9 protein-coding genes are annotated in these 15,233 nt (G+C 46.3%); 6 read left to right on the forward strand and 3 right to left on the reverse strand.

Features of this window, described 5'->3' with window-relative positions:
* Window positions 1-326: 326 nt before the first annotated feature.
* The 5 genes from NO989_RS09695 (at window position 327) to NO989_RS09715 (ending at window position 8,046) form a co-directional block, all read left to right on the forward strand.
* Window positions 327-4,049 (forward strand): ATP-binding protein, encoded by a 3,723-nt coding sequence (locus tag NO989_RS09695; protein WP_371342441.1) that lies wholly within the window; start codon window positions 327-329, stop codon window positions 4,047-4,049.
* Window positions 4,046-4,681, forward strand: coding sequence for a hypothetical protein (locus tag NO989_RS09700; protein ID WP_014978725.1), 636 nt, complete (start codon window positions 4,046-4,048; stop codon window positions 4,679-4,681). Before NO989_RS09695 ends, NO989_RS09700 begins: the two co-directional genes overlap by 4 nt.
* Window positions 4,678-5,895, forward strand: coding sequence for a hypothetical protein (locus NO989_RS09705; RefSeq protein WP_061485205.1), 1,218 nt, complete (start codon window positions 4,678-4,680; stop codon window positions 5,893-5,895). The genes NO989_RS09700 and NO989_RS09705 overlap by 4 nt, the downstream gene beginning before the upstream one ends.
* 467 nt (window positions 5,896-6,362) lie before the next feature.
* Complete coding sequence (locus NO989_RS09710; protein ID WP_014976016.1) at window positions 6,363-6,755, forward strand: TerB family tellurite resistance protein; 393 nt, start codon at window positions 6,363-6,365, stop codon at window positions 6,753-6,755.
* Window positions 6,756-6,789: 34 nt separating this feature from the next.
* Window positions 6,790-8,046, forward strand: a complete 1,257-nt coding sequence (locus NO989_RS09715; RefSeq protein ID WP_371342442.1) for an alpha/beta hydrolase — start codon at window positions 6,790-6,792, stop codon at window positions 8,044-8,046.
* Window positions 8,047-8,252: 206 nt separating this feature from the next.
* On the opposite strand, the gene NO989_RS09720 is transcribed toward NO989_RS09715, so the two are convergent.
* The 3 genes from NO989_RS09720 to NO989_RS09730 form a co-directional block, all read right to left on the reverse strand.
* Window positions 8,253-11,369 (reverse strand): efflux RND transporter permease subunit, encoded by a 3,117-nt coding sequence (locus NO989_RS09720; protein ID WP_371342443.1) that lies wholly within the window; start codon window positions 11,367-11,369, stop codon window positions 8,253-8,255.
* The gene (locus tag NO989_RS09725; RefSeq protein WP_101563870.1) at window positions 11,362-12,420 is read right to left on the reverse strand and encodes an efflux RND transporter periplasmic adaptor subunit; all 1,059 of its coding nucleotides are present in this window, start codon (window positions 12,418-12,420) and stop codon (window positions 11,362-11,364) included. Before NO989_RS09725 ends, NO989_RS09720 begins: the two co-directional genes overlap by 8 nt.
* A gap of 131 nt (window positions 12,421-12,551) precedes the next feature.
* Window positions 12,552-14,360, reverse strand: a complete 1,809-nt coding sequence (locus NO989_RS09730) for an ABC transporter transmembrane domain-containing protein (protein WP_039227269.1) — start codon at window positions 14,358-14,360, stop codon at window positions 12,552-12,554.
* Window positions 14,361-14,551: 191 nt separating this feature from the next.
* Here NO989_RS09730 and NO989_RS09735 point away from each other — a divergent pair, with 191 nt between their 5' ends.
* Entirely contained in the window at window positions 14,552-15,226 is a 675-nt protein-coding gene (locus NO989_RS09735; RefSeq protein ID WP_283625975.1) for a DsbA family protein, read from the forward strand.
* Window positions 15,227-15,233: the final 7 nt, after the last annotated feature.

Consider the following 15,233-nt stretch of genomic DNA (forward strand, 5'->3'; position numbering starts at 1 on the left):
AACCGTTCATTTCATCGCTGTTCTATGAAAGCTCAATGCTTTCGCTAAAGCGGCACGTACCTAATCAGTACGTGCCGCTTTATATTTATTTGGCGTTATTGGGATATTCAAAAGCTTTGCCAACTAACTTTTAAACAATAGCATGCTTTATAACCAACAAATCACCGCGCATCTGTGCAAATTCGTGAATTCATAATACACTGACGGGCTACATCGTGCGCATGTGCTCGCTTTCTTTCAGGTATGCAACTTTTACCCTATCAAAGCAGGTACAGTTTTGTGCTGTGTGAGCGTTCACGCGGCAGAGTTATTGATACAGGAACACTATGGCAGGCTTAAAACGTATTATTCTTATCGACACGCATTTACCAGGCGTGGTCGAGCTAAAGCTTGATGGACACACCAATATTTGTGGTACCAATGCGTCGGGTAAAACCACGCTTCAACGACTTATTCCCGTGTTTTACGGTGAATATCCTAGCCGCGTGGTACCGGCAACCCGTGACAGCTTTGAACGCTGGTATTTGCCTCGTTTATCTAGCTTTATTATTTATGAATACACGCGTGCCGAAGGTGACCTGTGCCAAGCAGTGTTAAGCTCAAATGGAACTGGCGTTAATTATCGTTTAATTGGCAAGCCATTTGAAATCAGTGATTATTTGATAGAGCAAAAGAACGGCAAACACGCCAGTGTAAGCAGCGCCGAGCTTGCACGTGCCATGAAGCGTAACAACATATTGGTTACGAGCTTACTTAATACGAAAGACTTCCGTGCAATCATTCAAAACGATCACGGTGTGCTAAACCAGAGTAACAATGCCCGTGAGCTATTAGGTTACGCCAAAATCTTTAGTCTTTGCGAACCGTCGAAACACATGCGCCACATTGAGAAGTTGGCTAAAGCGGTTCACTCTAAAGAAGGCAAGATGGAAACTATCAAGGCCATGATTGCCGCCATTTTAGAAGAGGATGGTGTTACGCCACCTACTTCAGGCCTAAGCCGCCACCGCGTCGATGACTGGATTAAAGAATGTCACTTAATTAAACAGTTCGACAAAATTCGCCCTGAATTTTCTAAACTCGAACAAGCTGACATGGCGCTTACCACAACAGAGCAAGTGCTTGCTAACCTTAAGCATAGCTTCGAGCTTGATAAGACCTACTTGGCTGCGCGCGTTGAAACCACAAAGAATGAACTGGATGAGAATAGCTTCCAGCGCAAACAAACGGACAGCGAGTGGGGTGATACCCGTGATCACCTAAACCAGGTAATTTCATCTGCTCGCGCTGATGTTGAGAAGTTCACCAGTGAACTTGATACGGTAGAGCGTGAATTCGATAAATGGCAAGACGAAAATATTGAGCAGCTTAAAGAAGACGTGGCAAATCTAGCGCAGTGGCAAAATGAAAAGGCCATGGCCGATAGTCGCTATGTACTGCTTACTGAAAAACACCAAGATATTGAGTCGGCCTACAACAAGCGCTTGGCTGAGCTAGGTGAAAAGCTGTCAATTACCCTGGAAGAAATGTCAGCCGCACGCCAAGAAGCCGCAGAAAATAAAGCTGAGCAGCAGCAGAGCGAGCGTGAAGCATTAAGTCGCATTCAGAGCGACTACAATAGCCAGCTAAGCGCGCTTCAGAACGATTTCCAAAATAGTTTGAACGAGCTAAAAGTTGCTGAAGCTGAACTTAAAGCGTCACTTAGCAATGCAGGCTACAACGAGTTTGAACAATCTCAGCTAGATATTCTTGATGCGGCCATTAAAGAAGCATCTATCAATGAAGATGCAGCGCGCGGTGAGCTGCGACAAGCGCAGCAGACGCACAGTAAATCAGTTGAGTTTCGCAAAGAATGTTCAAATGCGTTAGATAAAGCACGCAACGCCTTTCAACAAGAAGAAAAAGCGGTTAACAAGATTAATGCGCTTCTTTACCCTGGCGAAGGCTCGCTACTTGAGTTCTTGCGCGCCAATGTCGATGACTGGGAGTTATCCTTAGGTAAAGTTGTGCGTCCTGAGCTACTAGAGCGCACTGATTTAGCGCCTGCTATGGCAAAGGATGCACAAGGCGACAGCCATACCTTTATGGGCGTTAAGTTAGCACTTACTGAACTTGATACCCCAGACTATGCCTTTACCGAGCAAGCGCTTAAGCAGCAACTGCAAGAAGCTGAAATTCGTCAAGCCGCTGCCCTTGCTGCGCAAAACGAATGCGAACAGCGCTTGGCGAAAGCGAACGAAGATGTGCGCAACGCCGAGCTTGTGGTTACCCAAAAAGACAACGCTGTTAAGAGTGCCGAAGCCAGCCGTAAACGCGCACAGCAAGACCGCGATACGGTACTTAGCGAATATCAGCAGGCGCTTTCTGCACGTAAGCAAAAAGCCAAAACTAAGCTTGAAGCGAATCAGCAGTCGCAAAAGCAAGCGAAGGCTCAGTTTGAGCTTAGTCGTGACGAAATCAAAGATCAGCAGCGCGAAGCGGAAACCGAACACAAATTCCATTGGCAGCAGCTTATCGCTGACAGTGAAGCACGTATATCTCAGCTTGATAGCGACATGCGTAAGGCGAAAGACAATGCTGCCCAAGATCGCAAAGATATGCAGGATTGGCTAGAAAGCGAATTGAGCAATCGCGGTGTGGATGTTGATGAAATAGGTCAGCTTAAAAAGCAAATCAATAAGCTTAAAGAAGACATAACGCGCACTGAAACCCACCGTCATAAAGTAGCCGACTACGAGCGTTGGTACACTAACGTGTTTACCAAGCAAAAAGTGGTATGGCAGGAAGGCTTGTCTAAGTCGCGTAAGTTATTGGGCGAATCTGAGCGTAATTTAGCCAGCAAACAAGCAACCTATAAAGCTAACCGCGAACAGCTTCAAGAGCAGCACGGGCAGCTCGAAACTACGCTTAAAACTGCCAGTGAGCACTTGGAACAGGTTAAAACCTTAAGTAAATCTCTTGCCAAGCTTACGCTTCAGGCAGGTGATGAAACGGCTGAAATTAAGCACGACGATGTAAGTATTGGTCAGCGTATTTCAGAAGTGCAAAGCCAGCTTCAAGAGCGCGAAAACTTACTAAGCGATATTCGCGCCTATGTAGAGCGGTTCGATCAGCTTATTGCCGCGCAAGCGGGCACAGGGCTATCTGATACGTGGGAGCGCGCCCGTGAAGAGTGTGCAACGCTGAACGCCCACGGCGTGAAGAGCTTTGATCATCGCCGTATGGTGTCGCATTTGGCACAGCTTCTAAACGTGATTGTTCCGCAGAAGCTACAGGGCTTGCGTGAGCAAGGGCGTATCTTTGGTGCCGATCTTTCGCAATACTACTTTGTACTTGCCGATATCGACAAACGCATTGTGTCGCAAAGCCGCCGTATTACCCAAGAGGTCGACGGCGACCTTTCTCTTGATGGTGTATCAGACTCGGCTGTTAAAATTCGCTCACGTATTAGTGAACTTGAATTCTGGCCCGAACTTGAGCAATTCAGAAAGCTCTATGAGCACTGGATGGAAGAGGGGGCTAACGAGTTACCTGAGGAAGAGTACGGTCAAAGTATGCGCCGGGTTCTTGATATTCTTGGCCGTGCAGCGCTTACGGGCGGCATTAGCAAGCTACTTGATATCGAGCTACACCTTCGTGAGGGTAAAAGTGACCTTGTCATTCGTACTGACCGCCAGCTTAACGAGTCATCAAGCCACGGTATGGCCTACCTTATTCTGTGTAAATTCTTACTCGCTTTCACCCGTCTGCTGCGCGGCGATGCCGACGCCACAGTGCACTGGCCTATCGATGAACTAGGTACACTTCACCAAAACAACGTGAAGAAAATCTTTGAAGCGTGTCAAAACAATAACATTAGTGTAGTCGGCGCATTCCCTAACCCAGAGTCAGAAGTATTGACGTTGTTTGAAAACCGCTACTTGATAGATAAGGTAACCCGCCAACTGCAGGTGGTTCAGCCAAAAGCAAGCTCTATAGGGGCGCGCATTAAACAGAAAAAAGAAGCAGAAAAGAACGGTGAAGTAGCAGGTGAGGAGGCATCAGCATGATGACAGAACAAGGCCGTGTACTAAGTGCACTTCTACAAGGCGCGTTTATTTGTCAGGTGACCGATGAAGAGGCATGGCGTTTTCTTAAATCAAGAGACAACGCTGCGCAGTTAGAACCTCATTTAGCGTTATTAAATCGTACATTATCGACCACCGCTGAGGGTGACGTATTCTTTGCCAGCTTCCTCACCATTGGTGAGAACGAGCGCAAAGTGCTTACACAGCAGTTCCAAGATACAGCATCTAACCTAGTGCCACTGGTAGAGTGGTTGCTGCTGGTTCAGCAAGCCAATGAATCTGATATGCCCATTACCATGGGTAGCGCTATTCGACTAAACGAGCTGCAAACTACCATTGAAGACACCCCCGCCTATGCTGAGCAGTTAGAGAAAATATCGCGCTATCGCATGTTTGGTTCTACCAGTGTGAATTTGGATGGTCAGCTAAAGCAGGTGTTTAAACGCTTAACTGAAATGGGTTATCTGATTAAGCCAAACCCAGATAAACAGATTTATTTGGGCACTGGCAAAATTGAACACCTTTACGAAATGCTACGTTTCATTGATGAAACCGAAGCGCTGAGTTTATCTGAGCAGGCGGAGGCCGCTATTTCGCAAGGTAGCTTGATATGAGTCAGGTGTTAATTCAGGCAGGAACTAAACTATTAAACGCATTGGGTCGTCACAGCGACCTTATCATGCAGGCGTACATTAATGGTTCAGTAAAAGAGCGCGATCACAGCCCTAAGGTATTAGACCAGCTTGTTCAACTAGGCGTATTGTGGCGCCCGGAAGCGCAAAGCGAACTGCGTTTGAAAAGCGCGGTGAGAACGCTTTTAGAGGGGAGCTTACAAGACGAGCGCAACCGGACTATCAACGCCAATATTGGTGCGTCGCTGGCAAGCCTTAAAACCCTAACTGAGCACTATAAAGAAGCCCTTCACTACAACAAGTACAATGAAGCGGCAGCCCACATGGGCGATTTGACCGAGCATGTCTATCAACTTTCAGAATCTTTGAGTAATAGCGTGCGTGTCATGTTTGGCCGCATTAACAATGAGTTTGGCTACGTGTCTTCGGTTGAAGCTAAAATTCGCGAAAATGAGCTAGCGCAAGGACAGGTAACCGATTTACTTGCCCAGCTTGAGTGTTTCCGCTTCGATGAGTTAAGTGAACTGGCGGGTTCTAACCGTGAACTTCGTCACTTGCTGGTGGTGTCGCTACAGCAGCGCTTTGCCAAGGCCGCACAGGAGTTATCAGTAGTACAAGCACGCTTATTAGACTTGTTAGGCCGGTTTAGAGAGTTCCAAGGCCGTACACGCTTGCTTAAAGGCTTCTTGCTACACATGGAGCAGCAGCCTGATTTTGCGCCTGGCAACTACGCCAACCTGACTAACGTACCTGTGTTGTTTAATCAATCGGACACGATTATTGCTAACGCAGCACCAGACGTGAACAACGTTGAGCATGAAGCCGATTATCAAAATATTGTGGCGTCGTTAACCCACGTACACAAACGTCAGACTAAGCACGAAGACACGAAGCCAGTCGATATTGATGTGACTGAGCAATCAACTTTGTCGCTTGAAAAAGATCCATTGCAGCAAGCGGTAGAAGCGTATTTCTGTGAAGTCATCGATTCTGGTCAGCCTAAAACGGCGCTGGATTACTTTGAAGAACAGGCTTTAGACTTTGACCCTGAAGTGTGGATTTATCAGGTGATCGGGGGGTATCAAGCCCTAAACGATGAAGATAAGCAGTTTTTTGCATTAGAATCCCACGGTAATAACGATAAAGTCTATACCGGTAATTTCTACATCAACGACATCACGTTGGGCTTGCGTTAACGTCATTTCTTAATCTTACCCATCGCCTGTAAAAGAAAGTCTGGCCCACGTTTATTAAGGGGGACCAGACTTTCTTACAATGTCAACGGTTCAAATTTAAACGTAAGTTAACAATGTTGATTAACTTCGTTCTTTTCTTTTTCTCGCCAATTTTTGCGATGTGTGACACTTGGAACCTGTCAAAAAACACCTATAATGCAATAGGTGTTTACACTTATTTAACATTGTGAACTAAAAGCTTCATCGCGGCGTAACACTACCGTCAATTCAGCGGTCTACATTATTAGCCCTGTTAAACCTTGGAACCAAGTTAAAGGTTTATAGGTCCTATCGTAGTTCAACAACGACGCGTTATTGATGCTTTGGGTGTTAAATAGCTCGGTGTAGACACAAAAAAATTATCGCTACTGCTAGGACGCAGAGCATGTTGTGGTACTGCCGCGTACAGTACGAAGAGGAAGAGTGTTATGCAATTATCAGAACAACAAAGTTTTAACCAAGCCCTTATCAAGCTTTCAGTATTACTTTATCAAGTCGACGGAATGGTCACATTGTCGGAACAAGACTACCTGAATGCAATGGTTGAGTCTTTAGACTGGCAAAGCCCAATTTGTCGCGAAGCATTTCTAAACGACACGATATACCAAACGCGAAAGGCCATTGACACCGGCGATGCCATGACGTTTTTACGCAGTTTGAAGCACGACCTATCGTTTGATGCCGAGAAAACGTTAGAGGTTGCAATGGCGATCACGGGCGTTGATGGCGAGCGAAGCGAGGAAGAAACCGAACTTCTATCATTACTTACCCATAAATTACTCGCCAAAGCTTTAGTTTCGGGTAAAGATACACTGCAATAATCGCTTTTTATTGCCACAGACCTAAACGTTAACAATGCCAAATTTTACCGTTAAAGCAGCACACGCATGTGCTGCTTCTCTCGCGCTGTTCTTATTGAGCGGCTGCCATTCGTCTCACAGTTCTCAGTTCAGCGCCAGTGCACAGGCCTTCCCGGTTGGTGTGCAGCCTTTCGATAATTACCTAAATGAAGTTGAACGTTACTTGCTTGAACATAGGTCATTTATTTCTGACGACAAAGCACAAGAAATGTCCATGAATATGCCATTTGAATGCGGCACACAATACCGCAATATTGGCGTCTTGTTAGTTCATGGATTGGGCGATTCACCTTACTTTTTTCGTGATGTTGCCAACGCCATGTGCAGTGAGGGCATTCACGTTAGAACCATCTTGTTGCCGGGACACGGCTCAAAACCCGGAGACATGCTAAATGTTAGCTATCAGCAGTGGCAGACAGAAACTAATCATCACATACGACTATTTTCCGAAGAAGTAGACAACCTCTACATTGGTGGTTTTTCGACGGGCGCTAACTTGACCACAATAGCAAGTTTTTCGATGGCTGAAGAGCTTGATATAAAAGGGCTAATGCATTTTTCACCAGCCTTTAAATCACGCTTCTTTGTGTCCCGTTTAGCGCCTTATATTGACTCATTATTTCCCTGGCCTAATGTTGAAGAAGAAGATAACCCAAGCCGCTATAACTCCACTGCAATGCCAGGGTTCGCTGCCTATCAAGAAAGCGTAAATGTGCTTCAAGATTTATTCTCTAAATCGGAAAAAGAAAAGCGTGCGTTGAATTTACCTGTGCTTATGGTGGTGGCAGAAAAAGACAGTGTGGTTGACACAAAAAAAGTAGCTGAACAGTTTAGAGATAATTTTACTCATCCACACAAGTGTTTATTGTGGCAGGGTGAGGGTGAACCCGATGTACCTGAAAATACACTCGTCATGCAAACCATGAAGGTTCCGGAGCAGCGGATTAGCGCAGCCTCCCATATGAGTACACTTTTTTCAGATAAGAACCCGCTATATGGTACTTCGAGTGACTTTCGCATATGTGATAACGGTCAAGGTAGTGACGCTGAAGCGCGCTGCAAAGCGGGCGAAGAAGTGTGGTATGGGCCGTGGGGATTTGAGCCCGATAACGCTGATGAAGAGTTAGCAACTAATAAGAAAGACAAAGTGTATGCAAGGCTAACCTACAACCCTTACTTTGATAGAATGGTCGATCAACTACTCGCCTTTACTGGTAAAGCCAAAGTCAAAGCGTTCTGTAAAACCTACTAGGGCAGTAGGTTCTTAATCCATTTGAAAGCTCTAGCATCAGCCGTTTATTAATAAAAAAACGCCCAAGCCTTAACGCGGGAAGTAACACTTGTTGTTACAACACACGTAGCTTGGGCGTCTCTCTTAATTCTCAAAGCAAACCTAGCGCACAGTAGCCGTTTAGATGCCGCTTAAATAGGCATAGCGCCTACTTAAGCGGGAAAATCCTAGGAATGCTGTGCGTTGGCTTCTTCCATTTCCTTCTCAAGCTTAGCGCTTTCGTCTGCACGTGGCTTGGTAAATCGGGCAAGTGCAAGATACAAAACCGGTGTCAGGTAAAGGGTAAATACTACGGCAATACCCAATCCACCAAATACGACCCAGCCAATAGCATTGCGAGCTTCTGCGCCAGCGCCAGTAGATAGAATGAGCGGTAGACCGCCTAAAATTGTTGAAACCAACGTCATCATTATAGGGCGCAAACGCACTTTACCGGCCTCAACAATAGCATCGTAAATATCATAGCCTTTATCGCGAAGCTGGTCGGCAAATTCAATCAGTAGGATAGCGTTTTTAGCAAGAAGACCTATCAACATTACTAAGCCAATTTGAGAGTAAATGTTGATACTGGTGCCCGTTAAAAACAGGGCGTAGACCGCGGCAGCAATACCGAAAGGAACGGTAAGCATAACCACAACCGCGCTGTTCACACTTTCAAATTGTGCAGCCAATACAAGCAGTACAATAACAAAAGCCAACACATAGGTAAGCGCTACTTGCTTAGACGTTTCTTCATAAGTTTGTGCTTCGCCAAGAAACACAAGTCCGATACCGTTCGGTAATGATTCTGCCGCTAGATTACGAATATTTTCCACTACATTGCTAAGCGCTACGTCTTCGGGCAATTCCATTTCCAGCTTAATTGCGCGGCGCTGTGCCTGACGCTCTAATTCAGCGGCAACACCTTCTTCACTGATGAAAGCTACGCTAGAAAGAGGCACCAAGTTTCCGTCGGTACTTTTCACATATAAGCTAGTAAGCTCAGATGGATCTAATGTACTGCGGTTATTAGTTTGCAGCATGATAGGGATAGATTGGTCGCCCACATTCAAATCTGCGATATCATCGCCGTTCACAGCGGCGCGCAGGGTACTTGCTATATCGGTAAGCGGCAGGCCCAGTTCTTCAGCACGGCGTCTGTCAATATTTACTCTCATCTGAGGTTGGGTAGGGTCGTAGCTTATTCTCGGTCTACCTAGTTCAGGTAGTGCATCTTCAATCTGACGAGAGAACGCTTGTGAAGCTTCGAAAATGTTTTCATAAGTGTCGCCAGTTAAAGCTATTTCAAACCCGCCGCTTTGACCGCGAAGGTTCAAACTATTGCCGCCAAAGGCACTGCCTGGCGCACCAGGAATTTGCTGAAGCTTAGGGCGTATTTCATTTACTACTTCTTGCAGAGATTTGTCTCGGTCATCCCAATGCTTCAAAGGCGCTGTGATAAAGACGATGTTGGGATCCCACGAACCGACTACCGTGTAAATGGAGTCTATGGTGCCGTTATCCACATAGGGAAGCAGCAGTTCTTCCATCTTTTCAGCTTGTCTGTCCATAAAGTTTAGGCCAGCACCGTCTGGACCTCGTGCAAAAATACGAATTGTGCCTCTGTCTTCGCTTGGCAGTAATTCATTATCGATATTTTGCGATAATATATAAGCGCCACCGCCTGCTGCTAAGCTTAACACACCAACTACCCAGCCATATTTGAGCGCTTTTAATAATGACGCCTGATACAGGCGCAAACAAGCGTTGCCAAAACGGCCAAAGGTCTTGCTAAACAAACCGCTTTCTTTCGCTTCTTTCACCTTCAGTCGGGCGGTAAGTGCAGGAACCAAAGAAAGGGCGACGAAAGATGAGATAATAACAGCGCCAGCTAATACGCCTCCAAACTCCCTGAATAAAAGCCCTGCAGTAGAAGGAAGGAATGCGATGGGAATAAATACTGAGGCGAGTACAGCGGTTGTTGCTACCACTGCGAAGAATACTTCTCGTGTGCCCACCACGGCAGCCGCACGGGCACCTAGACCCATACTTCTACGACGCTGTATATTTTCAGAAACCACAATAGCGTCGTCTACTATCATACCCGTGGCCAATACAAGAGCGAGGAGGGTAAGAATATTAATGGAAAAGCCCATGCCCCAAATAATAGCCAGTGCACCCGCTAGCGAAACGGGTATCGACAGGGCAGGGACGATGGTGGCACGCCATGAACCAATAAACACTAAGAGTGTGACCACGACTAACGCCACGGTCAAGCTAAGAGAGACGACCACTTCTTTAACCGAGTCGCGGATAAACTCTGCATCATCGGACGTTACTACGATATGCATATCAGTAAAACGCTTGTCGAGGTCTGCGACCATGGCCAGCACTTCATCCGAAATCTCAATAGTATTAGAGCTTGCTTGACGTATTACGCCAACGCCTATGACTGGCGTTCCATCCAAACGAACTACGCTGGTGGTATCGGCAGGGCCGAAGTACACACTGGCAACATCATTAATGCGAATGTCACCGCTTACAACAATGTTACCCACATCTTCTGCCGATACCGAAGTTGCATCAGCTCGCACGATTAACGCTTGTTCGGCAGATTGAATACTGCCAGCGGGTACATCAAAAGGCGCAAGCGATAGTGCATTAGCAATGTCACTCATCGATAGGCCAAAACTGGTTAATCGTAGAGGATCCACAGAAACGCGCAGCACACGCTCTCTTTCTCCATCTAACATAACGTCGGCAACGCCAGGAATGCTTAAAAACAATGGTGCTACATCGGTGTCGACACGTTCGGTGAGCGTCTCCATGTCCAAGGTATCACTTGAAATAGCAAGGCTTACGACCGCCTGAGCGTCGCTGTCGGCCCGAATGATCGATACTTGTTCGACATCTTCCGGAAGCTGTCGCTGAATTCGACTGACCGACTCACGTACTTCGTTAGCCGCGTCTTCCAAGTTAACGCCGGGGCGAAACTCAACCCGAACACGGGCCGAGTTTTCTTCACTTTGCGCATAGATGTCTTTGACGCCACTCACACGCGCAACCGCACCTTCAAGGCGACCAGTTACTTCGGCATCTACTGTTTCAGGAGATGCGCCGGGAAATTCTGCTGTAACGGTTACCTGAGGTGTATCTACATCGGGCAGTTCGCGCACTTCAAGACCGCTCAATGCAGCAAACCCAGCGATAGCAATAAGTAGATTTAGTACAACAATAAGAACCGGGCGTCGAATAGATAGCGATGGTAAGTCGCTAACTGACGAAGATAGGTTTGGATCACTCACCTTGAGGCCCTCCGGCCAGTTCGGTAGTAATCTCTTGTCCGGTACGTAAGCGTTGTACACCTTCAGAAATTAGTGTGTCACCTTCTTCAATGTCGCCCGAAACAAGGATAGTTCCTCTAAGACGCTGATGAACACTCACGTCAACACGTTTAGCCTTACCGTCTTCGGCAAGCCATATGTAAGCGCCAGTAGCTCCCCATAAAAGTGCGGCTTCTGGAATGGCAGCAAAGCGATCGCCTTCAATGCTTAAATTAACCCGAAAGCTCATGCCAGGGCGAAATTGATCAGAAGAGTTGTCGAGTAATGCTCTAGCGCGAAGCGTTCTATCTGCCTCGTTGATACGAGAATCAACCTGAGCTATTTCGGCTCTTACTAGTTTCTCTCTGTCACTCCATGGCTCAAGCGTTACGTTTGGCGCATTCAGTAAAACGGGCAATGCTGCTTCAGGCGCTCTGAAGTTAATAAAGAGTTTGCTTCTGTTATCCAGTGTAGTGATCACAGTCTGCTCGTTAATGCGATCGCCTACTTCAACGTCAGTTATGCCCACAACACCGTCAAAAGGCGCTACGATGTGTCTGTCTTGTAAATCGGCTTGAGCTTCTTCCAATGCAACTTCTGCAAGGTCACGTTGAGTGCGTGCTAAGTCCAATTCACTGACCGGTACAGCGCCTTGCTTATAGCTTGATGCTAATCGTTCTACGGTGCGCTGTGCGTCTTCCAAAGTGAGTTTGGCGCGTTTTAATGCCGTTTGCTGGCGTCTATCATCAAGACGAACAAGCACCTTTCCTTTTTCTACTGTTTGCCCAGGGACAAAGTTAATTTCTGTTACTTCATCAGCGACGGCAGGATACAACACAATTGAACGAACGGCTTCAGCACTACCTACTGCTTCCACTTTTCGCGTTTCGTTCATAAATTCAATGGGCTTGGTTACTACAAGCTTTGCTTGCCTGTCTCCCATAAACTGCGCATTTGCAGTTTGCACCATCATTAAAAAAAGAGCGCAAAGACCTGTCCATGTCTTCATTGCACCATAGAATGAATTTTTCATTTTAAACCCGTAGCGTTATTGGAACCTGTGCAGAAAAAGCTGCTGGCCCTTTATTTTTGTATTACCAAAACGTATGTTTTGTAGTCGATTGGTCGACCTCGTTGTTTGTACCGTATAGCACCACAGGCGGTTCAGCTAAGCAATTGCAGTTCGGCGTATTCCCTGTACAGGGTATCGCTTTTCATTAACGATGCATGGTCGCCGCTTCCTACGACCTGACCTTTATCCATAACTAATATGCGATCGGCGTGCTGCACCGTCGCAAGTCGGTGAGCAATCACAATGCTGGTTTTACCTACCATTAATCTATCTATCGCTTGTTGAACCATACGCTCACTCATCGCATCAAGCGCACTTGTTGCTTCATCGAGGAGTAAAATTGGGCGGTCGGCCAAAATAGCGCGAGCAATAGCAATACGTTGTTTTTGACCGCCAGAAAGTTTTACGCCTCGTTCGCCTAACTGTGTGTTGTAGCGCTCATCTAGGTTATCGATAAATTCGTGGGCAAATGCCTGCTTCGCTGCATTTATCACGGCGTCGTCACTTGCATGTGGGCTGCCGTAGCGAATGTTTTCCAACACGGTATCAGCAAAGACCACGGGCTCTTGGGTAACTATCGCAATATGTTGGCGCAGAACGTCTACAGGCATTTTGTTGATTGGCGCACCATTGAACAGTATTTGTCCGGCACTTGGGTCGTAGAAGCGCATTAATAATTGAAATAGTGTTGTTTTGCCTGCGCCACTTGCTCCTACCAGAGCAAGACGTTCTCCTGCTTGAATGTTAATGTTTAAATTATCAAACAAAGGTTTGCTGTTGGGGTAAGCAAAGCTGACATTTTCCAATTCTATTTTTGGTGCCGCTTTGGAGATTATCGGTTTAGCGCTTGCTCCTTTTAATGCTGAGTACGTTGAAGAAGCAGAGGCTTCAGCTGTGTCACCATTCAAAGATCGAATAGAAGGCTCAGTGGTAAATAGCTCGTACAAACGCTCACTTGCACCAACACCTCGCTGTACTTCACCAATGACTTCGCTGATTGTGGCCACACTGCCGCCAGCCATTACGGCATAGAAAAGGAAAGCGGAGAGTTCACCTACGGTCATAGTGCCGTCTAATACTTGTCTTGCCCCCACCCAAGCAATAAAGATGATGGCCGTCATACTGATACACATGATGCAGCCAATAAGTAGTGAGCGATAGTGAATACGCTTTTTAGCTACGTCCATGGCAAGCTCTACCTTTTTAGAGAAATGCATTCGTTCGGCATTTTCAGCGGTATAGGCCTGTACGGTCATAATTTCATGGAGACTTTCATCAATTCGTGCACCCAAGTCTGCCACTTTGTCCTGGCTTTCTTTGGCATAACGGCGCACTTGGGGCGCCAGTACCTTGATAGGAACCAGCACCGCGGGTACTGCAACAATTACACAGAAGGTAAGAAGGGGACTAGAAAACGTCATAAGCGCCAGTGCACCAACGAAAGTCACGACCGAGCGAAGGGTCATCGACAAACTCATTCCCACTACAGTCTGGATAATTGTAGTGTCGCTGGTAAATCGAGAAATGACCTCACCAGTTCTAAGTTCCGCAAAAAATGAAGGCGGAAGAGACAGCAAGTGCGCATATACCTGGTTTCTGATATCAGCACTAACGCGCTCGCCAAGCCAAGTCATTAAGTAAAAGCGCGCATATGTCGCTAAACAGGCCACGATAGTAATGGCTAGCACTAATACTGTGGCTTTGTTTAACGTATCCGCTGCGTTTTCTATGAAGCCGCTGTCGATAGCGTACTTAATGCCTTGCCCAAGTAAAAGCCATGCAACTGCGGCCGTGAAAAGTGCTATAACTGCACCTACAACGCGCGCTTTGTAGCGAAGTAAATGTGAGCCAATCCACTGTAAGACTTGTTTGGTTGATACACTAGCGAGTGGTGTTGTCAAAATTACCTCTTCATGCGCATAACTAATTCATAGCGTTGATTTCGCTACGCTTATTAAAATTCATTATTTGGATTATACGGCAAAGCATGTACATTGGACGTAGGCAATGCGATTACAGCGGCAGTATTTACGCTGGGATGAAAGTTAACGTCGCAGAAGCAAAGCAAAATAGTTAAAACGGGAAAATAACGATGAGTGAAACACGTACTTTGTATTATGTTCATGATCCAATGTGCAGTTGGTGTTGGGCATTCGTTCCTACTTGGGAGCAAATACAGCGTGAGTTACCCAACGACATTGAGGTTGTCTACTTGCTTGGCGGGCTCGCACCGGATAGTGATTTACCTATGCCGGAACAAATGAAACTTACTATTGCAGGCTATTGGCAAACTATTCAAGATCGTGTGCCTGGAACACAATTCAACTATGATTTTTGGACAAAGTGTCAGCCTCGTCGTTCGACCTATCCTTCGTATCGAGCAGTTCTTGCTGCAAAAGCGCAGGCTAGAGATAGCGATGAAGCAAAAGCATTAGAGAAGGCAATGATCAAGGCAATTCAAGAAGGGTATTACCTGAATGCGAAAAACCCGTCGGATTTTGATACCTTGATAGCATTTGCTGAAGAAATAGGGCTTGATGTCGAGCGCTTTGAAATAGCACTCAATAGTGAAAGTACAATTGAGAAATTAAACGAAGAAATGCAAATGGCGCGTAGTATAGGCGCCCAAGGCTTTCCCAGCTTAATACTCAAATCAAACAAATTTGCCGAGGCAGAAGAGACAAAATCACAAGCGCTTAAAAAGCCACAGTGGCAAAACGTTCCCTACGACTATAACGACGCAAGAGTAACCCTGCGTCATCTATAATCGTTAT

Origin of the sequence: Alteromonas sp. DY56-G5 (genome assembly GCF_041414725.1) — a bacterium.
Classification (GTDB): Bacteria; Pseudomonadota; Gammaproteobacteria; order Enterobacterales; family Alteromonadaceae; genus Alteromonas; species Alteromonas macleodii.